22 protein-coding genes and 1 pseudogene are annotated in these 24,278 nt (G+C 73.7%); 9 read left to right on the forward strand and 14 right to left on the reverse strand.

Features of this window, described 5'->3' with window-relative positions; all coding sequences use genetic code 11:
- The first annotated feature begins 40 nt into the window (after positions 1–40).
- Both KM933_RS25580 and KM933_RS25585 read left to right on the forward strand, forming a co-directional pair.
- Positions 41–1,088 (forward strand): annotated as a pseudogene (locus KM933_RS25580) (cation diffusion facilitator family transporter).
- Between the two features lie 86 nt (positions 1,089–1,174).
- Entirely contained in the window at positions 1,175–1,618 is a 444-nt protein-coding gene (locus tag KM933_RS25585) for a helix-turn-helix domain-containing protein (RefSeq protein WP_221356106.1), read from the forward strand.
- Positions 1,619–1,662: 44 nt separating this feature from the next.
- Here the strand turns inward: KM933_RS25585 and KM933_RS25590 are convergent, their stop codons facing one another.
- From KM933_RS25590 to KM933_RS25605, 4 genes are all read right to left on the reverse strand, one after another.
- Complete coding sequence (locus KM933_RS25590) at positions 1,663–2,268, reverse strand: ClpP family protease (RefSeq protein ID WP_221356107.1); 606 nt, start codon at positions 2,266–2,268, stop codon at positions 1,663–1,665.
- Position 2,269: 1 nt separating this feature from the next.
- The gene (locus tag KM933_RS25595; protein WP_260334147.1) at positions 2,270–2,989 is read right to left on the reverse strand and encodes an ATP-dependent Clp protease proteolytic subunit; all 720 of its coding nucleotides are present in this window, start codon (positions 2,987–2,989) and stop codon (positions 2,270–2,272) included.
- Positions 2,990–3,142: 153 nt separating this feature from the next.
- Positions 3,143–3,880, reverse strand: coding sequence for a GntR family transcriptional regulator (locus tag KM933_RS25600; RefSeq protein ID WP_221356109.1), 738 nt, complete (start codon positions 3,878–3,880; stop codon positions 3,143–3,145).
- Positions 3,881–3,907: 27 nt separating this feature from the next.
- Positions 3,908–6,070: an alpha-N-acetylglucosaminidase gene (locus KM933_RS25605; protein WP_221356111.1), complete on the reverse strand. Its 2,163-nt coding sequence runs from the start codon at positions 6,068–6,070 to the stop codon at positions 3,908–3,910.
- A gap of 199 nt (positions 6,071–6,269) precedes the next feature.
- Between KM933_RS25605 and KM933_RS25610 the strand changes: the two genes are divergently transcribed.
- The 4 genes from KM933_RS25610 to KM933_RS25625 are packed head-to-tail and all read left to right on the forward strand — an operon-like array spanning position 6,270 to position 10,162.
- The gene (locus KM933_RS25610; RefSeq protein WP_221356113.1) at positions 6,270–7,004 is read left to right on the forward strand and encodes a sugar isomerase domain-containing protein; all 735 of its coding nucleotides are present in this window, start codon (positions 6,270–6,272) and stop codon (positions 7,002–7,004) included.
- 45 nt (positions 7,005–7,049) lie between these two features.
- The gene (locus KM933_RS25615) at positions 7,050–8,396 is read left to right on the forward strand and encodes an ABC transporter substrate-binding protein (RefSeq protein ID WP_221356115.1); all 1,347 of its coding nucleotides are present in this window, start codon (positions 7,050–7,052) and stop codon (positions 8,394–8,396) included.
- Positions 8,386–9,315 carry a carbohydrate ABC transporter permease gene (locus tag KM933_RS25620; protein ID WP_221356117.1) on the forward strand — a complete coding sequence of 310 codons (930 nt, stop codon included), beginning with the start codon at positions 8,386–8,388 and terminating at the stop codon, positions 9,313–9,315. Before KM933_RS25615 ends, KM933_RS25620 begins: the two co-directional genes overlap by 11 nt.
- 19 nt (positions 9,316–9,334) lie before the next feature.
- Positions 9,335–10,162 carry a carbohydrate ABC transporter permease gene (locus tag KM933_RS25625; RefSeq protein WP_221356118.1) on the forward strand — a complete coding sequence of 276 codons (828 nt, stop codon included), beginning with the start codon at positions 9,335–9,337 and terminating at the stop codon, positions 10,160–10,162.
- A 70-nt stretch (positions 10,163–10,232) separates the two neighbouring features.
- Here the strand turns inward: KM933_RS25625 and KM933_RS25630 are convergent, their stop codons facing one another.
- Positions 10,233–10,445 carry a hypothetical protein gene (locus KM933_RS25630; protein WP_221356120.1) on the reverse strand — a complete coding sequence of 71 codons (213 nt, stop codon included), beginning with the start codon at positions 10,443–10,445 and terminating at the stop codon, positions 10,233–10,235.
- 173 nt (positions 10,446–10,618) lie between these two features.
- Complete coding sequence (locus KM933_RS25635; RefSeq protein ID WP_221356122.1) at positions 10,619–11,314, reverse strand: L,D-transpeptidase family protein; 696 nt, start codon at positions 11,312–11,314, stop codon at positions 10,619–10,621.
- 291 nt (positions 11,315–11,605) lie between these two features.
- Between KM933_RS25635 and KM933_RS25640 the strand changes: the two genes are divergently transcribed.
- Positions 11,606–12,997, forward strand: coding sequence for an NB-ARC domain-containing protein (locus KM933_RS25640; RefSeq protein WP_221356124.1), 1,392 nt, complete (start codon positions 11,606–11,608; stop codon positions 12,995–12,997).
- A 14-nt stretch (positions 12,998–13,011) separates the two neighbouring features.
- On the opposite strand, the gene KM933_RS25645 is transcribed toward KM933_RS25640, so the two are convergent.
- The 8 genes from KM933_RS25645 to KM933_RS25680 all read right to left on the reverse strand — a co-directional run bounded on the left by KM933_RS25645 (position 13,012) and on the right by KM933_RS25680 (position 20,949).
- Positions 13,012–14,928, reverse strand: a complete 1,917-nt coding sequence (locus KM933_RS25645; protein WP_221356126.1) for an ABC transporter ATP-binding protein — start codon at positions 14,926–14,928, stop codon at positions 13,012–13,014.
- Positions 14,929–14,933: 5 nt separating this feature from the next.
- On the reverse strand, positions 14,934–17,219 hold the full coding sequence (locus KM933_RS40355) for a S9 family peptidase (protein WP_221356128.1): 2,286 nt from the start codon (positions 17,217–17,219) through the stop codon (positions 14,934–14,936).
- A 109-nt stretch (positions 17,220–17,328) separates the two neighbouring features.
- Positions 17,329–18,156 carry a hypothetical protein gene (locus tag KM933_RS25655; protein ID WP_221356129.1) on the reverse strand — a complete coding sequence of 276 codons (828 nt, stop codon included), beginning with the start codon at positions 18,154–18,156 and terminating at the stop codon, positions 17,329–17,331.
- Between the two features lie 5 nt (positions 18,157–18,161).
- Positions 18,162–18,569: an actinodefensin-associated protein B gene (gene adfB / locus KM933_RS25660; protein WP_221356131.1), complete on the reverse strand. Its 408-nt coding sequence runs from the start codon at positions 18,567–18,569 to the stop codon at positions 18,162–18,164.
- Positions 18,570–18,571: 2 nt separating this feature from the next.
- Complete coding sequence (locus KM933_RS25665; RefSeq protein ID WP_221356133.1) at positions 18,572–20,056, reverse strand: asparagine synthetase B family protein; 1,485 nt, start codon at positions 20,054–20,056, stop codon at positions 18,572–18,574.
- The gene (locus tag KM933_RS40360; protein WP_221356135.1) at positions 20,040–20,303 is read right to left on the reverse strand and encodes a lasso peptide biosynthesis protein; all 264 of its coding nucleotides are present in this window, start codon (positions 20,301–20,303) and stop codon (positions 20,040–20,042) included. The genes KM933_RS25665 and KM933_RS40360 overlap by 17 nt, the downstream gene beginning before the upstream one ends.
- Before the next feature lie 282 nt (positions 20,304–20,585).
- Complete coding sequence (locus KM933_RS25675) at positions 20,586–20,759, reverse strand: hypothetical protein (protein WP_221356137.1); 174 nt, start codon at positions 20,757–20,759, stop codon at positions 20,586–20,588.
- Between the two features lie 34 nt (positions 20,760–20,793).
- On the reverse strand, positions 20,794–20,949 hold the full coding sequence (locus tag KM933_RS25680) for a hypothetical protein (protein ID WP_221356139.1): 156 nt from the start codon (positions 20,947–20,949) through the stop codon (positions 20,794–20,796).
- A gap of 223 nt (positions 20,950–21,172) precedes the next feature.
- Between KM933_RS25680 and KM933_RS25685 the strand changes: the two genes are divergently transcribed.
- Together KM933_RS25685 and KM933_RS25690 are read left to right on the forward strand one after the other, a co-directional pair.
- Complete coding sequence (locus KM933_RS25685; RefSeq protein WP_221356141.1) at positions 21,173–22,660, forward strand: phosphotransferase; 1,488 nt, start codon at positions 21,173–21,175, stop codon at positions 22,658–22,660.
- Entirely contained in the window at positions 22,564–24,183 is a 1,620-nt protein-coding gene (locus tag KM933_RS25690) for an alpha/beta hydrolase (RefSeq protein WP_221356143.1), read from the forward strand. The genes KM933_RS25685 and KM933_RS25690 overlap by 97 nt, the downstream gene beginning before the upstream one ends.
- The last annotated feature ends 95 nt before the right edge of the window (positions 24,184–24,278 follow it).

Below are 24,278 nucleotides of genomic sequence, written 5' to 3' on the forward strand. Positions count from 1 at the left end.
CGGTGGGTCACCGGTCGGACACCGGATCGAGGGGGCACACATGAGCAGCGCGCACCACGGCCACGGGCACGGGCCGGACGGGCACGCGGGGCACGCGCACGGGGTCGCCGCGGACGCGGACCGCCGCTGGCTCGGCATCGCACTGACGCTGATCACCTCGTTCATGGCGATCGAGGTGGTCATCGGCGTCCTCGCCCGGTCGCTCGCCCTGATCTCCGACGCCGCGCACATGCTCACCGACGCCGTGTCGATCGTGCTGGCGCTCATCGCGATGCGGCTGGCCGGGCGTCCGGCCCGCGGCGGGTTCACGTACGGCCTGAAGCGGGCCGAGATCCTCTCCGCCCAGGCGAACGGGCTCACGCTGCTGCTGCTCGGCGCCTGGCTGGCGTACGAGGCCGTGCGGCGGCTGGTCGACCCGCCCGAGGTGGAGGGCGGCCTCGTGCTCTGGACGGCCCTCGCGGGCATCGCCGTGAACGTGGCGGCCGCCTGGTGCATCTCCAGGGCCAACCGGACCTCGCTCAACGTCGAGGGCGCCTACCAGCACATCCTCAACGACCTGTTCGCGTTCATCGGCACCGCGGTCGCCGGTCTCGTGGTGGTGCTGACCGGGTTCGCGCGGGCCGACGCGATCGCCACGCTGGTCGTCGTGGCCCTCATGTTCAAGGCCGGCTACGGGCTCGTACGGGAGTCGGGGCGGATCTTCCTCGAAGCGGCGCCCGCGCATCTGGACCCGGACGTCATCGGGGACCGGCTGGCCGCGCACCCCTCGGTCGCCGAGGTGCACGACCTCCACGTGTGGACCATCACGTCGGGACAGCCCGCGCTGTCCGCACACGTCCTGGTCGAACCCGTCGCGGACTGCCACACGGTGCGCCGGGACCTGGAGAAGATCCTGCGGTGCGACTACGGGATCGGCCACACCACCCTGCAGGTCGACCACGCCCCGGCGAAGGTCCTGGAGGTCCGCACCGGCAGCGGCGGCTCCGCGGACGCCCACTGCGGGGCCGCGCACGGTCCGNGGCTCCGCGGACGCCCACTGCGGGGCCGCGCACGGTCCGGTGCACCGGGACGGGCCTCACCCGCACTGACGGTCCGCACCGAACGGGGCCGTACTTCGCCGAGGGCGGAACGCGGCGGTCTCCCCCCGGCGGGCCGTGCTTCCTAAGGTGGAGCGGTGAGCAGCCACGCGTCGAACCGAGCCCGCGTCATCCCCCTGCGACCCGTTCCCGCCGAACCACCCGCGTCACCCGCGCCGCCCGCGCCGGTCACGCCGTCGCGGACGGCGGACCCGGCCCGCAGGGAGCCCCTGTGGCGGGACGTCGTGGGTGACGTCCTGCGGCGGGAGCGGCTCGCGCAGGAGCGGACCCTGAAGGACGTCGCCGACGCGGCCCGTATCTCGATGCCGTACCTCTCCGAGCTGGAGCGCGGCCGCAAGGAGGCGTCGTCAGAGGTCCTCGCGGCCGCCGCGCACGCGCTCGGGCTGGGCCTCGCCGATCTGCTGGCCCTGGCGCACCGCCGCCTGGTGCGCCAGGACCCGCCCCGCCCCCTGCGGTCCCGTACCGCGCCGCGGCGCACGGAGGCGCGCTCCCGGCCGGGCGACATCCGTCTCGCCGCCTGACGCGCGCTGCGGCGGGGCGCGGCGGCCGCCCGGGGCGGGCTTCCTCAGGCGGCGGCCGCCAGGCGCCGGCTCAGCACCTCGTCGGCGAGGCCGTACGCCACCGCCTCCTGCGCGGTGAAGACCTTGTCGCGGTCCATGTCGGCGCGCAGGGTCTCGACGGAGTGGTGGGTGTGCAGGGACAGGACGTCCTCGACCTGGGAGCGGATCCGGAGCATCTCCTCGGCCTGCAGGGTCAGGTCGGAGACGGTGCCGCGGGCGCCGCCGCTCGCGGGCTGGCCGAGCAGGACCCGCGCGTGTTCCAGGACGAACCGGCGGCCGGGGTCCCCGCCCGCCAGGAGCACCGCCGCGGTCGAGGCGGCCTGCCCGACGCAGAACGTGGAGACGGGCGCGCTGACGAAGCTCATCGTGTCGTAGATCGCCATGAGCGAGGTGAACGAGCCGCCGGGCGAGTTGAGGTAGATCGCGATCTCCCGTTCGGGGGCGGCCGACTCCAGGTGGAGCAGCTGGGCGATGACGACGTTGGCCACGCCGTCGTCGATCTCGGTGCCCAGGAAGATGATCCGCTCGGACAGCAGCCGGCTGTAGATGTCGTAGGCGCGCTCGCCCCGGGACGTGCGCTCGACGACGTTCGGGATCGTGTACTGGCTCATGTCAGAGTCCCGTCCGTCGCTTCGAGGAGGCCGGGCGGACGTCGTCGAGGGACTCCACGACCCGGTCGATCATGCCGTACTCCCGCGCCTGTTCGGCCGTGAACCAGCGGTCGCGGTCGCCGTCGCGGGAGATCGTCTCCTCGCTGTGGCCGGTGTGTTCGGCGGTGATGCGCTCGATGGTCTCCTTGGTGAACCGGAGGTTCTCGGCCTGGATGGCGATGTCGGCGGTGGTGCCGCCGATGCCGGCCGAGGGCTGGTGCATCATGATCCGCGCGTTCGGGAGCGAGTAGCGCTTGCCGGGGGTGCCGACGGTGAGCAGGAACTGCCCCATGCTCGCGGCGAAGCCCATGGCCAGGGTTGACACGTCGTTGGGGATGAGCCGCATCGTGTCGTAGACGGCGAGGCCCGCGTGGACGGATCCGCCCGGACTGTTGATGTAGAGGGCGATGTCGGTGCGGGGGTCCTCCGCGGAGAGCAGGAGCAGCTGCGCGCAGATCCGGTTCGCGGAGACCTCGTCGACCTGGGTGCCCAGGAACACGATGCGCTGGTTGAGGAGCTGGGCGGCCAGGTGGTCGTCGAACCGTGACGGCGGGGTGTCGCCCTCCTCGGCCCGTGGTACCCGGGAGGGGTCCTGACCGTAACCGTGACCGTGACTGTGGCCGTACCCGGCCCTGGCCCCCGCCCTCGGCCCGAAGCCGGGTGCGGTGCTGCTGAGTGCCATCGCTCCTCCTGGTGGTGGCGCGGCCTGGAGCGCCGCGGTGCCCCCACCCTCGGTCCGCCGGCGGCGGCGCGGAAGGAATCTCGGCCCGTAGCGGATTCGCCGACGGCAGAGCGGGACCCGGGACGCGGTCAGCGCCGCCCGGGGCGGGGGGCGCTACACCGTCACCACCAGCGAGAACTCGTACAGGTCGCCCCGGCACAGCGACTCGCCGTACTCCACAACGTGCCCCGTGCCGTCGAACGCCGTGCGCCGGACCAGCAGGGCGGCGGACCCCTCCTTGACGCCGAGCAGGCCGGCCTGGCGGCCGGTCACGTTGACCGCGCGGATCTGCTGCGTGGCGCGCACGACGCGGACGCCCCGGGTGCGTTCCAGGGCCTCCGACAGCGAGCCCTTCAGGAGCGACTCGTCCAGGTCCGGGAACCGCTCGGCGGACAGGTGGACCGTCTCCAGGCAGATGGGGAAGCCGTCGCCGAGGCGCAGGCGCTCGATGCGGTGCAGGGTGGTGCCGGGGTCGACGCCCAGGGCCGTGGCATGGTGCAGGTCGGCCTCGACGAGCTCCGCGGACAGGACTTCGGCGCTGGGCCGGTAGCCGCGTGAGCGCAGGTCCTCGGAGAACGAGGTGAGCGTCGACGTCTTGGTGATCCGGGGGTGCGAGACGAACGTGCCGACGCCCCGCACGCTGCGGACCAGACCGTCCTCGCGCAGGGCCTGGAGCGCGCGCCGGGCGGTCGCCCTGCTGACGTCGTACCGCTCGGCGAGCTGCCGTTCGGTGGGCAGCGCCTCGTCGGGGCGCATCCGGGCGATGTCGGCCTGGAGCCGTCGCCGCAGCGCCTCGTGCTTGTAGGGGTCCGTCGCCGGGCTGTCGTCCGGGCGCCTGTCCTCGACCGTCACATCCACTCCGCGGTTCGCGCCTGTCCGCTATCCCCGCCGGACGCGGTGGCGGGGCATCAGCGTACGCACCACCTCCAGGGTCGCACCCGCGGTGTCCGGCCCCGGTGCGCCGGTCCGGCCCCGGTCGGCCGTCCACCGTTCCTCCTGGGCGAGCAGGGCCGTCTCGAACTCCTCGGCCCGGTAGGGGGATCCGGTCTCCAGCGCCCGGCCGATGTGCTCGCACCAGCTGCGCCAGCGGGGCAGGTGGAACGTGCGGACGAGGCCGGACCAGTGGCGGCCCGAGTAGTCGTGCAGGGCGCTGCGGGTGTGGCCCCAGAGGGTGAGCAGGCGCCGCGCGTTGCCCTCGTACAGGTCGGCCTCGGCCGGGGTGGTGGCCCAGCTGCGGGCGTCGGCCAGCCAGGCGTCCAGCCGGTGTTCGGGCCGGGTGGCGAGCAGGGTGTCCAGGTCCTCGATGGTGGCGAGCAGTTCGCCGGCGGCCCGGTGGAAGCCGTCGGCGTCCCGGGCCAGGGCCGCGTCCGCCGCCCGCCACTGCTGTTCGCACGCCCGGTGGGTGAGCACCTGGGCGGTGACGTCGCACAGGTCCCGGCCGAGCGGGCCGGCGCCGTCCTCCGGTGTCGCCTCCCCGGCCAGCAGCGTCCATGCCTCGGCCAGGTCCGGCGGTACGTCGGGGGACGGGGGGCCGGACAGGTGCACGGGGAGCTCGTGCCGGAGGTCGCCCTCCAGGGTGGGCCTGCCGATGACCACCGAGCCCGGCGGCCCGGGGCCGTCGGCCGAGTAGACGCAGGCGTGCAGCAGTTCCCAGGCGCGCAGCAGTCCGGGGGTCGTACGGCCGTAGCGGGCGCGGGTCCAGGTCTCCAGCCAGGTCCGTACGTCGTCCACGGAGCCCTGCCAGGCGACGTCCGCCAGCAGCTCGTACAGGACCGGGTCGCCGCCGAACGCCTCCATGCCCGCGCCGATCCCGGACAGCGACCCGCCGCGGGCGTCGGCGGCGGCCCGGGCGGCGGCGGTGGCGATCTCGTCGAGGTTCCCGTAGAGCCCGGGGCGTCCGCCGAGGTTGTGCAGCATGCACCACACCCAGGGCTTCTTGCGGTAGCCGTCGGTGCGCCGCCAGACCGGCCGGTGCTCGGCCCACAGGTCCAGGACGAGCAGTCCGTCGTCCGGGACGGCGTCGAGGAAGGCCCGGGTCCTCTCCTGGGTCCAGTAGCGGGAGCGGTAGGAGAAGGGCCATGCCTGGAGGACCCAGACGGCCCGGTCGTCCACCGCGGTCATCGTCCCGTGCACGGCCCGCGCGAACCGGGCGATGCCGGCGGGGTCGCCCTCCGGTGGGGTCGTCTCGATGAACGGGTCGGCGGCGTAGAGGTGGTCGGTGCCGAAGAGCCGGGTCTGCTCGGTCAGCAGGGTGGTGCCGAACTCCTCGAAGAGCGGGTCGCGCGGGTCCAGCAGGCCGACCTCGAAGTCCCACCAGGGAAGGGTCGTCGACCGGGCGCCCCGGTCCGCGATCAGCTCCCGCGGGACGTGCCCGGAGAAGCCCTGGAGGACGGGCCGCATGCCCAGGGCGCGTTCACGGTCCAGGATGCGCCGGCCGAGACCGGCGTGCGCGTCGATCCAGCTCTGCGGCAGGGGGCCGCACCAGCCGTCGAGCGAGGCGAGCCAGTTCCACGGCAGGTAGGCCGGTCCGCCGAGGAAGCGCCGGGCGCTCCCGTCGTCGAGGCCGACGGCCAGCAGGGCCCGCTGCCAGGCCGCCTCCAGGCCGGTCATCGCGAGCGGCGTGGTCACCCCGTGCAGGGCCATCCAGTCGATGTGCCGCTCCCAGCGGGCCCAGTCCCAGAAGGCCGTGGTGTAGCCGAAGGTGCAGACGTTGAAGTGGTAGCGGTGGCGGTAGGGCGAGGTCGTCCGGGCGGTGCTGCCGGTGCGCGGCAGCCGGTCCGGGAGCCGGGGGACGGGGGCGTCCCAGGTGATCTGGGTGCCGCAGGCGGTCCGCAGGTAGTGGCGCAGCGCCGAGGCGACCGCCACCCCGCTGGACCCGCGCAGGGTCACGCCCGCCGGCCCGGCGTCGATCTCGTACCAGTCGGGTCCGCCGGTCCCGGGGACCACGTCCGCGGTGAACTCCGCGGCCCGTTCCCCCAGCAGGCGTGCGAGCAGCCGTCCGGCGGCCGGGGTCCCGGCGTCCGGTTCCCCGGGAGGTGTCATCGTCCGGACCGCTCCTGCCGACATCGACTGTGGTACGTACCACGGAACCCAAGAAGCTAGACGCGTCACGCGGCGTGGTCAAGGAAGCGGGCCTGAAACAAGTCGGATCGACCGCGGGTCTGGGCAGGTCCCTGCGGCGGTGGTACGGTCCACAGCCACGTCAGCGGCTCCGTTCGACACCCCAGGTGGCCTCGATACGATGAACGCCGATCTCGCCTACTTCGCCGCCCTCCAGGAGAACCTCACCGCCCTGGCCACCGCCGAGCGGCCCTCGATCGAGCGTGCCGCCCGCGCCGTCGCGGACAGCGTCGCCGCCGGGGGCGTCGTGCACTACTTCGGCAGCGGCCACTCCCAGCTCGTGGCGCTCGAACCGCTGATGCGCGCCGGAGGGCTCGCGCCGGTCGACGTCATCGCCGACCCGGCGCTCTCCCCCGTCGCCCCGCGCCGCGCCGGCGCGGCCGAGCGCGTCGGCGGGTACGCCGCGGCGATCCTGCGTACGGCGGACATCAGGGCGGGCGAGGTGGTGGTCGTGATCTCCAACTCGGGGATCAACGCCGTGCCGGTCGAATTCGCGCTCGGCGCCCGGGAGTCGGGCGCGACCGTGGTCGCCGTGACCAGCCGGGCCCACTCGCTGGCCGCCGGGTCGCGGCACAGCGGCGGACTGCGGCTGCTCGACGTGGCCGACATCGTCATCGACACCCACGGCAGCCCCGGCGACACGGTGGTGCCGCTGGGCGACCTGGCGGTGGGAGCCCTGTCGACGGTGCTGGGGGCGGCCCTGGTCAACGCGCTGACCTGCCGGGCCGCCCAGCTGCTGGCCGAACACCACGGGCAGCGGCCGCCGTTGATCGTCAGCCAGAACACCGACGCCGACGCCGAGCGCCGCAACAACGCGTTGCTGGAGCGGTTCGGCGACCGCTGTCCGAGGGGCTGACCCACCGATCCGACCGACGAGACCAGGCAAGGAGGCCGATGGCCGATGAGGGACAGCACGCACCGGGTGCGCCGCCGCGTCGCCGCGGCGGTCTGCGCCGTCGCCCTCGTGCTCCCGCTCGCCGCGTGCGAGGCGCTCACCCCGGGCAGCGCGACGGCGGTGCCCGGCCCCACCAGTGTGCCGTCCTCGACCGCCGTGCCGGACGGGGACGTCACCCTGCGCCTGCAGTTCGCCGACGCCCCCCTGATGGTCGACGCGCTGATCGCGGCGTTCGAGGAGAAGCACCCCGGCATCGAGGTGGAGCCGCAGTACAAGACGTTCTCGGACTACGTCCAGAACCTCAAGCTGACCATGACCTCCGACACCGCGCCCGACATCGCGCAGTACGCGGTCGGCATGACCGATCTCGCGGCGGACGGCCACGTCCTGGACCTGGCGCCCTACCGGGAGGCGTACGGCTGGGACGAGGCCGTCCCCCCGGTCAGCCTCGACCAGCTCACCGCGGGGCGGACCAGTGAGGCCACCGGTGGACGGGCCCTGTTCGGGGTGCCGGCCGGCCTGTCCATGACGGGCATCTACTACAACAGGGAACTCGCCCGGCGGGCCGGGATCGACTCCCCGCCGAGGACGCTGGCGGAGTTCGAGGAGCAGCTCGCCGCGGCGAAGGAAGCGGACCTGACCCCGCTCGGCGTCGGCGCGCTCGACTCCGGCGGCCTGCACCTGTGGGCCGCGCTGCTCAACCAGCTGATGCCCACGGACGAGTACTGGGACTGGGTGAACGGCAGGAAGGGCGCCACGATGGAGAACCCGGCGGCGGTCGAGGCCAGTGAACTCATGGTCGAGTGGGGCCGCAAGGGGTACTACAGCGAGTCCGCGAACGGCACCGCGCAGGTCGACTCGACCGCCCGGTTCGCCGAGGGCGACAGCGTCTTCCTCATCAACGGCAACTGGGCCGCGGGGCAGCTGGCCGCCGTCATGGGGGACGGCGTCGGGTTCTTCCCGATGCCCGGCGAGCGGGCCGGCTCCCCCACGGTGGCGTCGGGGTTCAGCGTCTCGTACGCCGTGTCGTCCCTGACCGAACACCCCGAGGCGGCGGGCGTGTTCCTGGACTTCCTCACCTCGCCCGAGGCCGGCCAGATCATCGGCGACAACGGCTTCCTGCCGCCCAACCCCGATGCGGTGGGGAAACCGGCGGGTGTGCTGGCGGACATCGCGCGGGGCCACCGGCGGGCCGTCGCCGACGACGGGATCACCACGTTCCCCGACTTCGCGGCGCCCGCGATGCTCGACCGGCTGCGCTCCGGCGTCCAGAAGCTCATCGCCGACCGGATCGGGCCCGCGGAGTACCTCGACTCCCTGCAGGACGAGTGGGAGGACCACCATGGGAAGTAGTCCACCGGTCCCCGGCCGGCAGGCCGCCGACCGGCGGGTCCGCGGGCGGCGGGCCCGCGGCCGCAGCCCGTGGCGCGGATACGTGTACGTCCTGCCCGCGTTCGCCGTCTACTTCGCGTTCGCGGTGCTGCCCGCGCTGCACACGGCGTACCTGTCGCTGTTCGAGTGGGACGGCGTCACGCTGGGCGACTGGGTCGGGCTCGGCAACTACGCGGAGATCCTCCAGGACCCGGTCCTGCGCCGGTCGGTGTTCAACGCCCTGGTGCTGGTGGTGTTCTTCTCCTTCGTGCCGATCGTGCTCGGGCTGCTGTCGACGGGTCTGCTGGCCCGTTACCGGCGGCCCGGCATGGGGGCGTACCGCTTCCTGTTCATGCTCCCGCAGGTCGTGCCGCTCGTCGCGGTCGGCGTGACCTGGCGCTGGCTGTACGGGGACGACGGGGTGGTCAACCAGGTGTTCCGGGCGGTCGGGCTCGACGGGGTGACCCGCGCGTGGCTGGGCGACTTCGGCGCCGCGCTGATCGCCGTGGGGCTCGTCGGCACCTGGGTGCTGAGCGGCCTGTGCATGATGCTCTTCCTCAGCGGTGTGCAGAAGGTGGACCCCAGCCTGTACGAGGCGGCCCGGATCGACGGCGCGGGCCCAATCCGCGAGTTCGTCTCCGTGACGCTGCCGCACCTGCGCGGTGAACTCGCCGTCGCCATGACCGTCACGACGGTGGCCGCGCTGGCCAGCTTCGACATCGTGTACGTGACGACGAACGGCGGACCCGGCGAGCAGACGACGGTCCCCGGGCTGCTCGTGTACCGGCTGGCGTTCTCCGAGGGCAAGGTGGGGCTCGCCGCGGCCCTGGCCGTCGTCCTGGGCTGTCTGATACTCGGGATCGTCTACCTCATCAACCGTCTGTCGAGGTCCCAGACATGAACACCGTGAGGTCCCAGGCATGAACACCGTCGCGCGCTCGGAACGCTGGTCCGGCTACGCGCTGCTGACCGTCATGGCGGTCGTCGTCGTGATCCCGTTCCTCAGTGTCTTCCTCGCCTCGCTCCAGCCCGCGGGCACCCCGGTGGTGGGCCTGACCTGGCCGGACCGGTGGAGCTGGAGCAACTACGAGACGGCCTGGTCGGTGGCCGGGTTCTCGGACCTGATCCGGCACAGCCTCGTCATCGCCCTGGGGGTGGTCCCCGCCTGCCTGGTCCTGGCCGCGCTGGCGGGCTACGCGCTGGGCACGATGCGGCTGCCCGGCGGCAACGCGGTGGCGGCGTTCTTCGTCGCGGGGCTCACGATCCCGGTCGAGCTGATCGTGGTACCGCTCTACTTCGACCTGCGCGGTCTCGGCCTGACCAACTCGTACCTCGGCGTGATCCTGGTGGAGATCGCGCTGTTCCTGCCGTTCGGGGTGTTCTGGATGCGCACCCACTTCCGGTCGACGCCCATGTCCCTGGTGGAGGCGGCGCGGATCGACGGCGCCTCGTCGGCCACGATCCTGGTGCGGATCCTGCTGCCGCTGGCCCGCCCGTCCCTGATGACGCTGGGGCTGCTCGTCTTCATGTGGTCGTGGAACCAGTTCCTGCTGGTGCTGGTCCTGATCCAGGACACCACCAAGCACACGGCGCCCGCGGGTCTGGGCTTCTTCGTCGGCCAGAACAGCACGGACATCCCCACCCTGGCGGCGGGGACGATCATCGTGATGCTGCCGGTCCTGATCCTCTTCGTCGTCTTCCAGCGCAGCTTCATCGCGGGGCTGCTGCAGGGCGCGATGAAGGGGTGAAGGGGTGAAGGGGTGACGAGGGACTCACGGCCGCACCGCACGACAGGCGGCGGGGGCGCAGAACGTGCGGTCAGGCCGCCTGCGACGCGTCCGAGGACGTCCCGGACCGGGGCGCGGCCGCCGCCCACTCCAGGACGAGGCGCTGGTACTGCCGCCGCTGCTCACCGCTCAGCATTCCGCCGGCCCGGAGCCACAGGGCCCGGATCTCCTCGTTGACCTCGGCGGCTGATCGTTGCGCGGCTCCCGGCGCACGACGGCAAGTGGTGGACATACCGTGAATCATACGGGGCTCTGCGTGAAGACCACGTGAGTTACCGCTGTGATCCGTACCGCCTTCGACGCCTTTGCGCCGGCTGTCCCGGGGCGCGGACGTGAGCCGTCTCCGTACGGTGCGGCCGTTCCCGTTCCCGCCCCCGGGAGCCGGGAGCCGGGACGGGAACGACCCGACCGGCCCGGTCAGGTGCCCGGCTTGCGGCCGTACACGTACACGTCGTCGTTCTTCTTCAGGAGGGACCAGTACTTCTTGGCGTCCGTCTTCGTCATGTTGACGCAGCCGTGCGAGCCGGGCGGGTTCCACATGCTGACCCCGGCCGAGTGGAAGGCCTGACCGCCGTCGAAGAACTGGCTGTAGGGCATGGGCACGTCGTAGATGGTCGAGACGTGGTCGATGTTGCGCCAGTAGACCTTCTTCAGGCCGGTGCGGGTCTCGTGGCCGTCGCGGCCCGTGCGCACCGGGACCGGCCCGTACACCAGGGTCTTGCCGTCCTGGATCCAGCTGAGCTGGAGCGTCAGGTTCACGCAGGCTATGCGGCCCTTGTTCACCGGGCACTTGCCGGCCGCGTTGGGTTTCTTGCCGACGGCCTTCTGCTTGGTCATGAGGTCCATCACACCCCAGGTGACCGGGCCCGCGTAGCCGATGTCCGGGGTGATGCCGTGCTTGGTCTGGAATGCCCTGATCGCCTTGCAGTCGGCGGCGGACTGCCTGCCGTCGACGGGCCGGCCGAGGAACTTCTCGACCTGCTTCTGGTACGGGCCGCTCGCCGTGGTGCAGCTCGCCGCGTGCGCCGGCGCCGCGCCCAGCGCGACGGTCAGCGGCGCCACCAGCCCGGTGATCCCCAGTGCCACGGCTGCCCGTCTGCGGGTGTCCCCCATGATCGGGCCCTCCTTCCGATACGTATCCGTACTGGCTGGACCCGCGCCGGAGGTCATCGGTTGCGGGCCCGGAGCAGCTGAGACGAAACGGTGACCTGATCTTCAGACCGGTTCTTCAGGATCCGGCGGTTGTTCGGCGTCCGTTTTTCCTGCGTCCTCCTCCCGATGCCGAACAACGGCGACGGGCTACACCTGATGTCGTAGGCACGCCGCGCGGCGTGCGCAGTCGTCGGTCGCTCCGGGCCACGGGCCCGGGACCGCACGCGGCCGGCTCACCACGGGGAGAAGCACGTGTCGTACAGCGATGTCGTACCGGGCCCGGACGACGCCCGCACACCGGAGGAGTTCGTCCGGCTGCTCCGGCGGTTGCGAGCCCGGTCCGAACTCACTTACAGGGAGCTGGAGGTCCGCGCCCAGCGGCACGGACTGCATCTCGCGCGGAGCACCACGGCCGCCGTACTCGGTCGTGGCGCCCTGCCCCGCGCCGGGTTCGTGCACGCCTACGTGGCGGCCTGCGGTCTGACGCCCGAGCCGTGGCTGGGCGCCCGGCGGCGCATCGCCGCGGCCTGCGCCGCGCCCGCGGAGCAGGACCCCGCCGTGCCGGAGAGCGGGACAGCCGGCCCGGAGCACGGTGCGCGGACGCCGGCCGTGCCCGTGGTCCCGGCGCAGTTGCCCAGTGACATCTCCGACTTCACCGGCCGCACGACCCACCTGCGGGCGATCGAGGAGGTCCTGACGGGGGCTGACGGGACACCCCACGGTGTCGTACCCACGGTGGCGGTCTCGGGCATGGCGGGGGTCGGCAAGACCTCCCTCGCGGTGCACGCGGCGCACGCACTGACCGAACGGTTCACCGGCGGCAGGCTGTTCGTCGATCTACGAGGGGCGAGCGCCGCCCCGGCCGAACCGGGAGACGTGCTCGTCCGCTTCCTGCGCGCCCTCGGCATGCGGGGTCCGGCAGCCGTACCGGACTCGACGGAGGAGCTCTCCAGCCTCTACCGCACCCTGTCGGCCGATCGCGACATCCTGGTCGTGCTGGACAACGCGGCCTCGGAACGCCAGATCCGGCCCCTGCTCCCGGGGGTCGGCGGGCCGGCGGTGCTGATCACCAGCAGGCGGCGGCTGACGTCGATGGGGCCGTCGCGGTCGGTCGAGCTGGGGCCGCTCCCAGCCGCGCACGGTGTCGAGATGCTCGCGCGGATCGTCGGAGCGGACCGGGTCGCCGCGGAACCCGGGGCGGCCGCGGACATCGTCCGCTCGTGCGGGCGGTGCCCACTGGCCGTGCGGATCGCGGGTGCCCGGCTGGCGTGCCGTCGGCAGTGGCCGCTGGCCCGGCTGGCGGACCTGCTCCGCGACGAGCGGCGACGGCTCGACGAACTGGCCATCGGCGACCTCTCCGTGCGCGAAAGCCTGGAGCGGGGGTACGCGACCCTGCCGGACGCCACGCGCCCGGCCTTCCGGCTCCTGGGGCTGCTGGAGGTGCCGGACTTCTCCGCCGGCGCCGCGGCCGCGCTGCTGGACTGTCCGGCCGACCGGGCCGAGACCCACCTCGAAGCCCTCGTCGACGCCAGTCTGCTCGTCGCCGTACCGGCCGGGGGCGCCGACGGTACGAGGTACCGGATGCATGACCTCGTACGGATCCACGCGCGCGAACGCGCCGTGGCCGAGGGCCGCGCCGGGTGACGCGGCGGTGGCGCTCACCGGTGGCTCAGCCGCCGGTCGGCGCTGCCGTCGTCGTGGTAGGGCCGGGCCTGGAGCCGGAAGAGCCGTGCGTACGTTCCGTGCCGCGCCATGAGTTCCTCGTGCCCCCCTTGCTCGACCACGCGTCCGCCTGCCATGACGTAGATCCGGTCGGCGGCGCGTACCGCCGAGAACCGGTGCGAGATCAGCAGCACCGTGCGGTCCGCGAACAGCGCCCGCAGGCGGTCGCCCAGATCCGCCTCCGCCTGCGGGTCGAGGGAGGCGGTCGGCTCGTCGAGGATCAGGAACGGTGAGTTCCGGTAGAAGGCCCGTGCCAGCGCCAGGCGTTGCCACTGGCCGAGCGAGAGGTCGCAGCCGTCACTGAACTCCTTGCCCAGTACGGTGTCGTATCCGCGCGGCAGCCGTTCCAGGAAGTCGCGGGCGCCCGCCCGTTCGGCCGCGGCAGCGATCGCGCCGGTGTCCGGCGGGAGGCCGGTGCGGCCGAGGGCGATGGAGTCGCCGGCCGTGAACTTGTAGCGCAGGAAGTCCTGGAACACCGGGGCGCAGGTCTCACGGAGCCGGGCCGGATCGGGTGCCGGGGTGCCGTCGAGCACCAGGCGGCCGCTGTCCGGCGGGTACAGCCCGCCGAGGATCTTGGCCAGCGTCGTCTTGCCCGACCCGTTCTCGCCGACCAGTGCGATGAATTCGCCCCTGTGCACGGTGAGGGAGACCTCGCGCAGCGCCGGGCACGGGGAGCCGGGGTAGGTGAAGCCGATCGACTCGGCGCTCAGTGCGGTGAACCCGTCGCCGACGCCGGCGTGCGTGGCGGCGGTCGTGCCGCCCTGCGTGGTGGTGCCCTGCGTGGTGGTGCCCTGCGTGGTGGTGCCCTGCGTGGTGGTGCCCTGTGTGGTGGTGCCGGTGTCGGCCGCGAAGGTCCGCAGATCCATGAGGTAGTGGAGGGACTCGCCGATTCCGTTGAGCAGCGCGCCGAGCGCCTGCACCCGGCTGGTCATCAGGAAGAGACCGGTGACGGCGGCGACCGCCGTGGGCAGACCGACCACGCCGGAGCCGATCAGCCACCAGACGGAGCCGATGACCGCCAGGACGAGCGCGTCCGCTCCGAGCCGGGCCGCGATCCTGGTCCGCAGACAGCCCCGCTGCCAGGACACGGTGTCGTCGATCTCGCGCTCGTACTCCGCGTCCCACCTGGCACGCAGGACCCGGCCGAGATCCAACGCGCGCACCTCCTTGGCGGCGTCCCGGCCGGTGAGCAACTGCTCCACGTACTGGCGTACCCGGCGGTCCTCGGCGAGCTTGCGGTGCAGTCCGTAACCGGCGTTGCGTTCGGCCCGGGCGGCCCTGAGCACCGGCAGCGCACTGAGGAGGGCGACGGGCAGCAGCCACCAGGCCAGCACCGCGAAGGCGGCCCCGACGGCGACGGCGGTGAGCACTGCCTGCGAGGCCGCGACCAGCATCGCGACCACCATCGTCGGCTGCGCACGCGAGGCGAACACCGCTCGCTGCAGCGCGTCGTGGAACACGGGGTCCTCGAAGCGCGCCAGTTCCGCCCGGGTCGCCGAGGCGAGCACCGTACTGATCACCTGGCGGTCGGCCTTGGCTGCCAGGACGCGGTTCCGGGAGGCGGCGAACAGGCGCAGCACTCCCCCCAGCGAACCGATCGCGACGACGAGGACGACGGAGACGATCGCCTGCCGCCCTCCCGCGCCGGGGTCCGATCCGGCGGCGAGCACCGTTCCGAGGACGTTCCTGACCAGCAGGATCAGCGCCATGATGCCCAGGGCCGAGGCGAGTTGGGCGATGACCACCTCGGTCAGGCGGCGCCGGTCCGCCTGCCAGACGAGCCGTACCGCGAACGCCAGACAGGCGGCCTGCTCACGCGTGTCGATCTTCGCCGGGTCCGCTTCGGCGGCCATGGGGGTCACGCCCTTTCCGGAGTGCGTGCGCACCGGTCCAGCCACCGTCCGTGCTCCCGCGCGAGGGTCCGATGGCTCTCCGCGTACCGGAAGTTGTGGCCTTCGCCGGGCAGCAGCAGCAGACGGGCACGGCCACCGGCGGCGACGATGCCCCGGTAGAGCCCGACGGCCTGCTCGGGCGCCGTCGCGGGGTTCGTGTCCCGGACGCCGTGCACGATGAGGACGGGGCGGTCGAGGCGGTGAGCGAACAGCAGGGCGCTGAAGGCGTGATAGACCTCGGGCGTCTGCCAGTAGGACCGCCGCTCGTACTGGAAGCCGCCCGGGGTGAGGGTGCGGTTGTAGCAGCCGCTGTGCACGATGGCGCCGTCCAGCCGGCGGTCGTGGGCCAGCGCGTACAGCGCGAGGCTCGCGCCGAAACTGTGCCCGCCGACGACCACGCCCCGGCCGAGGATGCCGGGCCGGTGCTCGTCGAGCGCGTCCAGGGCCGCACGTACGGCATCGGTGATCTGGGTGTGCAGGAACCCGGCGGTGGCGTCGGCGGGCCACCGGGGCACCAGGTCCAGGTGGGCGACGGGTCCTGCCCCGGCGCACCGCACGGCCTCGCCGCCCCCGCCGGGGTCCTGTGCCCGCAGCCACAGCAGCAGGGGGGCCGGGGCCGTACGCCCCTTCCCGCTCTCCTGCTCAGTCTCCTTCGCGCTCTCCTCTTCGCTCGCCGCGTCGGCGGCGGCGGCGTCGGTGGTGGTGGCGGCGGTGGTGGTGGCGGCGGCGGCCAGGGTCAGTCTCATCGGCAACCGGTCCCCGGCCCGGCGCAGGTCGACGACGGAGGGTTTCCCGGCCGCGCGGGCAGCGTGCCGGGTGGCCACGGGCTCGGAGATGAGGGCGCCGTCCGACAACCGCAGCCGCCGCAGCCGTGTGGCGCCCTCCACCACCAGGCCCTGGCCCGACCGCCCGCTGCAGGCGCGCAGGAGGCGTACGGACGGCAGGTCGCGGTCGGCGGCCCAGGTGAGGGCGAGCCCCGGACGCCGGGGGTCCAGGACGCCGATCCCGTACCTGCCCCCGGCGTCCCGGCAGTCCAGCAGGAACCCGGCCGGGGGTCCCACGGCGGGGACGGGAGGGCCGAGCCGCAGGCCGGCGGGGGCGGGGAGAGCGACGGTGCGCCGGGGCCCGGCCAGGTAGGGGCGGTCGTCGTGCACGCCGAGCACCCAGAGGGCTCCGTCGTACCGGAGCGGCCACCACTCGTCGGCGGGACCGGAGACGGGCGGGACCGGGATGCCGGGGGCCGCGCCGCCCGCACGGCCGGCGGCGTGGCGCGTCAGGATCCGCCGGCGGCCGTCCGCCTCGTCGGGCCACGCCAGTACGTCGGGGGCGCCCGTGGCCCAGCGGGATCCGGGGGGCACCGGCCGCGCACCCGTGCCCGGCCCCGTCGGACCGGTCGCGGTCACCGACGCCGCCCAGTGCAGCTCCTGGGAGTGCGAGACCTCCTCGTCGAGGTGGGTGACCAGCAGCTGACCGCCCCCGGGAGCGGGTTCGAGTCCCCGGACCAGCAGCGGCCCGGTGAGCACCCGGAGGGCGCCGCCGTCGGGACGGAGTTCCGCCACCCGGACGGCCGCCAGGGCCGAGAGCTCCGGTACGCCCTGGGGGAAGACGAGCCAGCCCGGGCCGTTCGCCTCGCAGGCCACGGCCGTCCGGTCCGTCTCCTCCCCGGTGCGGGCCGGGGAGGGCGGCGGTGGCGCGGGCGTGAGAACGACCAGCCCGGAGCCGCTCCACACGAGCGGCGACCGCCCACCGCCCCCGAGAGCGGTGAGCGAGGTGGCCGCCCGGACCCGGTCGTGCACCACGACGGTCCGCGCACGGTGGTCGGCGACCCACGGAAACGCGTAGCCGCCACGTACGGCCAGCCCGGCCACCAGGGGCAGGCGCGGATGCCACGCCAGCGCGTCCGGCGTGATGCCCTCGACGGGCACGCGCCACAGGGTCCCGTGCTCCCGGCACCCGATCTCGACGCGGAGCGGACGCGCCCGTCCGCTGTCGAGCCCCGCGAGCCCCGGGTCGACCCGCAACTCGCCCCAGGTCGCCGTGTCCGGGTGCGCTTCCCGGAGACTCGGGTGCACCGGAGCGGTGATCAGGGCCCACGCGGACAGGTCGGGCGAGGAGTCGAACCGTTGCCAGGTCTCCTCGGACACCTCGCCCGGACCGGCCGTCCCCCGCCGGTCCCGCCGGCGGTCGACGGCGGGACCGGCACCGTCGCCGGGCCCGCGTCCGCGGTCCCGGTCCGGGACGTCCCGGCGCACGCCGTGCGGCGGGGTTCCGTCCCCGGGGCTGCTTCCCCGCCCCGGGGCGTTCCCGTGCCCGCCACCACGGCCGGCGGCACGCTCCTGCGCCCCGGTGCGGGGCTCGGAATCAGCCCGCACGTCGGACCGCCGGCGCGCCGAGGGTGACACCGTCGACCAGTGCCTTCACGGCGCCGATGCCGGACACCGGAGCGCAGACCGGCTCGCCCCGGGTGTCCAGGCCCAGTGCGCACGGCACGCCCAGGCCGGCCAGTTGCGGCGGGAGTTCGTCCTCCCCGCTGACGACGGTCGTGCGGACCGCGTTCCGCCGGGCGGGTTCCATGAACTGCAGCAGGTGCTTGAGGGAACGGCAGGCGGGGCAGTCGTCGGAGACGTAGAGCCGCACGGAGTCCACGGGGTCGTGGCAGACCTGTGCCGCCGCTCCGGAGGTCTTCCCGGCCCGGCGGTCGAGGGCCCGTACGACTCCGTGGGTGACCGCGGCCGACAGCAGGGCGGTGGCCGTGCGGACCAGGTGCCGGTGCCCCGGGGCCGCCACCAGTGCCGCGGCCGCAATGAGGGACGCGGACGCGTTGGCCCCGATGTGCGTCCGTCCGATCGCGGCCAGGCGCGCGGTTCCGAAGCACGCGCACTTCGCCCCTTTCGTACGGTGGGCGACCACGGTCAGGGCGGCGTAGGTCCCCATCGGGGCCAGCGCGGCGAACCGGCCGGGTGCGGCGAGGGTCGCGGCCGCGGCGGCCAGTTCGCCGGCTCCGACGATTTTCGCGCCGCCGGGCGCCGCGAGCGGTCCCGAGTCCAAGGGCCAGTCGAGTTCCTCGGCGGGGGTGATCACCTTGGCGACGCCGGAGACCACCAGGGGGCCGGCGAGTGCGGCCACCGCGATGTCGGGCAGCAGGCGCCGGTACGTCCGGCCAAGGGTGACTCGTAGGGTGAGTCGCAAGGGACCTACCTCCGGTGGGTGTCCGGCGCGGCGGTGCCCGCCGGGTCGGTTGTCGACGGACGGTCGGCGGGGGCGGCGGAGGACTCCGCGTCATATGGGGCGGACGCGGCGGACTCCGCGTCATGCGGGGCGGGCGCGGCCGCTCGCCCCGCCGCGGGCGCCGTCTCCAGCCAGCCGGCCGCCACCAGCTCCTGGCTCAGGCGCCGTACCGCTTCGCCGGCCGGACCCGTACCGGGGCCGGGGGGCCCGTGGCTGAGCAGGCGTTCGACGACGTGTGCCTCCTGCTCCCCGCATTCGGTGATACTCAGCGTCGGGGCGTGGACCAGGACGGCTCCGCCGAACGGCAGTGGGGTGCACCGCACATGGGGCGCGAGCCGCAATCCGTCCCGGTGGGAGGTGCTGGAAGTGGGCATGGTCAGCCTCGCAGCCATCGGTCGAGCCAGACCGTCCTGAGCAGGACCAGGGCCTGGGCGCTGAGGTCACGGCCGTCCCGCAGGATGCCGATGAGGGCGGTCGGGTCGATCAGGCCCAGGTCCGCCAGCGCGCTTCCGCGCCCGAGTTCGGCGATGACCTTGGACCGCTCGCGGTGCAGGTGCTCGGCGGCCGCCGGCCGCAGCCAGTGGCGCGGGGCGCTCTTCCGTACGCCCTCGACGCGGTGCGCGGCGACGGCCGTCCGCATGGGGACGTGGGACTGGAAGCAACCGTCCCGGATCCGTCCGAGCCGGGCCGGTGGCAGCGCGCCCACCGAGGCGAGCACCCGGGGGTCCAGCGCCGGCAGGTGTGCGTCGCTGTCGCCGTACTCGGCCGACGCGGCGTCCGCCCGGCCGACGACGGACGGCAGGGCCTCCAGGTGCTCGCGCCAGACCGCCAGCGAACCGCGCCGGGCCGCGTCGAGCGCCTCCCGGCCCTTGTCGGTGAGGCCGGGCATCCGGTCCGCGCCGGTCGGCGAGGGCGGCGGGGGCGCGCTCACGGGCTGGCTGTCGGGCAGGTCGGCCGCCGCCCGGCCCGGATCGTGCACGACGCCCTTGTCGAGGAGGGCGCGTGCCTGCGAGAGCGTGGGCAGGGTGCCGGAGACATGGAAGGGCTCGCAGGTCAGCAGCCGCCAGCCGCGCGGACCGAGGGCCGCGTCGGGCAGTCTCGCCGACATCAGCGGATCCAGCAGTGCTCCGCTCACCACGGGAAGCCCGGTGTGGGCGCCGAGCCGTTCGGTCAGCAGCCGGGGCACCTCGGTGTCCGGCAGCGGCGGGAAGGGTTCCTCCCCGGTGACGCGGTGGTGGTCCAGCAGTTCCAGCAGGTCCAGCCGCACCCGTTCGCAGCGCAGTCCCGGAATCCGGGGCGGCACCGAGCCGCCGGGCCGGGGTCCGAGGTCGGCGTGCACCAGCAACGGCCGGTGCCCCGCCCGCAGCGCGCAGACCGCGACGAACGCCGAGGAGAGCCCTCCGCTGTAGGCGATCGCGTACGGGCGGGCCAGCGAGTCGAGTGCCCGGCCCACGGCTCGTACGGGGGTACGCCGGGTCATAGGAGCCTCCGGCCGGTGTCGGCTCACCCGGACACCTTCGCGGTCCAGTCGTACCGTCACTCCGGTGGCCAGGCGGTGCACGCCCGGCAGGGGGGTGCTGTCCGGCGCCGGGGCCGAGCCGAGGGCCATGGCGAGCAGCGTTCCCGGATCCGGTGGGGGCGGAGGTCCTCCCTCGTGGAAGTCGGCCGGCTCGCCGCTCCACTCCAGCCGGCCGTGGCCGACCCGGTAGTACAGCGGTGCCCCACCGGGCAGGTCCCGTCGCAGTTCGAACGCCGTGCCGGTGCCGACGGCGATCGCGCCCAGGGGTTCCGCGGCGAGTGCCGGCCGGCTGCGGCGCACCCGGCCGTCCGCGAATTCGACGACGTCACGCACTGTGCTCACCTTCCGGGGTGTTCGTGTAGATCTCGACGTACTCCTCTTCCACCGGGAGCGAGGTGCTGAGGACGTCGCCGCCGCACCGCACCCAGGCGTAGAAGCCCGCCGGTGGCAGGGCCGGTGCGACCTCCCTGCCGAGGTGGAACGAGGCGGGGAAGCCCATCCGGCGCAGGCCGACCGTCAGATAGACCGCGTCCTCCACCGGGTCCAGGAAGCCGACGGTCAGTCGCTGGACCGTACGGAGACCGGACACGGCGGACCGCGCGCGTCCCACCGGCCCGGAGCGGCGGGCCGCGGCCCGGGGCCAGGAGGCGAATTCGAATTTACCGGCGTCTCGCCGGGAAGATTCCAGGAACACTTTTCCCGCGCGCGCCGATCGCAGTAGCTCCGACACATTCGTCAACATTCCCGCGCACCTTTTCTGTCGCCGTTCGCCGTTCGTTGTTCGTTGTTCGTTGTTCGCCGTTGCCGTGTTCCGCATCCGGTCCGGTGGTGCCGTCGGCGACCGCTCGGCCGCCGACGGCACCGGTGAACGTCAGGGTGTCTCGCACTCCCACCATTCACAGACGAGACCGGAGCAGCAGTCGCTGTCCCAGATGCAGACCGCTCCGTTCGGGCTGCACGCCTCGGCGACCCCAGTGGGCTCCGAGAACATGTGCTGCTGAAGACCGCCGGCGGAAATCCGCTCGGCCACGGAAACACCCGTCATGGCTTTTCCTTTCCTCGGGTGGGGGGCCGACCGCTCAGGCGCGGCAGGTCCACCACTCACAGAAGCGCGGGTTGCAGCAGTCGGAGTCGAACCAGCAGCTCTGACCGGGGAGCTTGCACTCCTCGGCGACCGCGGTGGGCTCCGAGAACATGTGCTGCTGGAGACCGCCGGCAGCTATGCGCTCGGCCACAGAAACACCATTCATTGTTTCCCTCTCGATTGTGGACGGCTGGATCACCCCATACCGCCCTGTCCCGTTTCTTCGTCGAAATGACGTTAGGAGCCCTTCTGTCGGCGCGGCAATTCTTTCGTCCCGTCCCGGACTGTCCCGGACCGTCCGGGACCGTTCCGGACCATTACGGCCGAGAAATTACGGGCAGATGTCTTGACGTGCCGGCCGGATGGGGATTTCCATGAGATCCGTGAATTTCAGCGCCATTCCCATGGAGCGCGGCGGCGCGCTGTGTCTACTGGTCCTCGACGACGGAACGCGCTGGGGATTTCCCGATCACCGGCATTCTGAGCCGGACGGGGCGAATTCCTGGGTCCGGGACCGTTGGGGGGTGGAGGTCGGGGTGCTGGACGCCCTGCGGCTCCCCGCGGAGACCTCGGCCGGTGGTGGCGCGGACGCGCCGGCCGCGTACCTCTTCGTGCACGAGGCACGCGGCGCCCCGGCGGCCCTGCCCGCCGGGGCGCGCTGGGCGCCGGTGGCGGAGCTCGCCGATCCGCGTCGCGCCCGGCCCGGCCACCACCGGATGCTCGGTCTCTGGTCCGCGGACCGGGACCACCGCGAGCGGGACGGGTGGCTGCCCTGGCAGCACCCCGGCTGGTTCGCCATGGCCGTCGCATGGGCGGTGGAGGAACTGCGCGGGCTCGGCATCGAGACGGTCGGTCCGGTCCGGCAGGACGGCTTCCGGGCCTGGTCCGCCCAGCTTCTGTTCCCGACCTCGGCCGGTCTCGTCCACCTCAAGGCGAGCCCACCGCCGCACGCCCACGAACCCGCGCTGACCCGGCTGCTGGCCGGCTGGTTCCCCGGCGCGGTGCCCTCCGTGCTCGCCTGGGACACCGGCAGGCGTCTGATGCTGACCTCGGACTTCGGCCCCGTGCGCCACACCGGGGACGCGGCCCGCACCGTCGCCGACTTCCGGAGGGTGGCCCGGCGGATCGGCCTGATCCAGCGGGAGTCGGCGGCCAGGTCGGAGGAGATCGCCGCCACCGGCTGCCCCGGGCATCGGCTCGCCCGGCTGCCGGACCTGTTCGAGAACCTCGTCGCCCAGGTCTCCGCCGAGCCGGGCGGGCTGACCCCGCAGGAGTCGGCGGGGCTGCGGCGGCTCGCCCCCGACCTGGCCCGCGACTGCGCGCGTCTGGAACTCCTCGGCATCCCGGACTCGCTCGTCCACCACGACCTGTGGCGGGGCAACTTCCGGGTCGACGGCGACGACGTGCTGCTGTTCGACTGGGCCGACAGCGTGTCGACCCACCCGTTCCTCCAACTGGACGTCCTGCTGCGGGACCTGGCCGGTGCGCCGGGCCAGGCCGCGGCCCGTGAAGAGGTCATCGACAGCTATCTGGCGGTCTGGGCCGGGCGGCGGCCGCCGGCGGAGCTGCGGGAGGGCGTCGCCCGTGCGGCAGCCGTCGCCCCGATCAGCCGCGCCCTGCTCATGCGTGACCGCCTGGCCGGGGCTCCCCCGCGGATCCGCCACCGCTACCGGGGGGCGGTCGCGGCGCCGCTGCGTGCCTGCCTCGCCGGCGCCGGACGAGGACGCACACCCCATTCCGCCGCACGAGGGAACCGAGGAGACACATGCCCAGCCGACCGCTCGCCCCGGCCACCGTCCGGCACTTCGTCCGACACGCCGTCCGGACCACCGTCACCGGTGCCGCCGTCCTCGCCCTGCTGACGCCGCCCCCCGGTGCGGCTGCCGCCCGCGCGGATCGGCTGCCGCACCGGCAGGGCGTGCACTGGCAGCCGTGCGATCGGATACTCCACCCCGCTCCCCCGCTGGACCCGGACATCGCCGACTGCGCGGTGCGGCAGGTGCCGCGGGACCACACGCGCCCGGGTGGGGAGACCGTGGGCGTGGTCATGCTCCGGCACCGGGCGACGGACCCGGCCCGCCGCCTGGGCAGCCTCTTCGTCAACCCGGGCGGTCCCGGCCAGTCGGGACTGCACTTCGCCTACCGTGCGCAGAAGTACCTGACACCCGAGGTCCTCGCGCGGTACGACGTGATCGGCTTCGACCCGCGCGGGGTGGGACAGAGCGCGGCCGTGAAGTGCTTCGCCAGTCAGGAGGAGGCGGACACCGCGCTCGAAGGGAAACGCGAAGCGCCGCTGACCCGCGCCGAGACGGCGGCGACACTGCGTGCCGGGCGGACCTACACCGCTGCCTGCGCCCGCGCCGGCGGCCCGCTGCTCGCGCACATGAGCACTGCCGACGTCGCACGCGACCTGGAACTGCTGCGCCGGGGCGTCGGCGCCGACCGCCTGAACTTCGCCGGGTTCTCCTACGGCTCGATGATCGGCGCCACGTACGCCAATCTCTTTCCGGGCCGCACCGGCGCGCTGATCCTGGACGGCAACGTCGATCCCCTGCTGCGCATGACGAACGGCCTCGAGTACGACCGGCGGCGCGCCGCCGGCGCGGAGGAGGTCCTGACGGCGTTTCTGCGCAGGTGCGCTCGGAACCAGGAGAAATGCGCCTTCGGCGCGGGAGACCCCGTCGCGGCCTTCGACGCGATCCGCCGCCGGCTGCGGCAGGGGCCACTGGCCCTGCCGGACGGGAGGACGGTCGACTTCGGCGGCTTCGGCGAGCAGGTGCTCGGCAGGCTGTCGGCGGGCGACCTGCCCGGACTGGCCGGCCTGCTGGACGCTCTGCACGGCGCCGTCCTCAAGGCGTCGGCGCCGCGTTCGAAGGCGGCGGACCGCCAGGCATCCGCTGCCGTGCCCGGGCCCGGGCCCCTCCAGGAGAGGTCCGCCTACCGGGGGAACGACTCCGCCGATGCCGTGAACTGCGGCGAGAAGCCGTACGGCTTGCGTGCGGGAGCATGGCCGGCGCTGGCGGAGCGGTGGGAGCGGACCAGTCCGACCTTCGGGCGGGCGCAGGCCTTCGACGCCCTGCCCTGCGCCACCTGGCCCGTGCCGGCGGGCCACGGCACGGGGGCCTACGCCGGCCCCTGGGACCGCCCTGTCGCGCGCACGGCGCTGGTCGTCGGCAACCGGCTCGACCCCGTCACCCCCTACTCCTTCGCCGTGGCCATGGCCGCCCTGCTGTCCGACGCCCGTCTGGTCGGCGCCGACATGTACGGGCACACCGCCATGGGGCTCAACAAGTGCGTGGACCGCCTGGCCACCCGATATCTGACCGAGGGCGCCGTGCCCGCCCCCGGAACGGTGTGTCCGGCGGACGCCCCGCCCCTGGGCTGAGCATCCGGCCGTGCTGCGGAGTGGGCAGGACCGCCGGACCGGAACCCGGTGCAACCACGGCCTCTCGCAGCGTGTCCCTACTGATGGAGCGGGAT

The organism is Streptomyces beigongshangae, from assembly GCF_019710745.1.
Classification (GTDB): Bacteria; Actinomycetota; Actinomycetes; order Streptomycetales; family Streptomycetaceae; genus Streptomyces; species Streptomyces beigongshangae.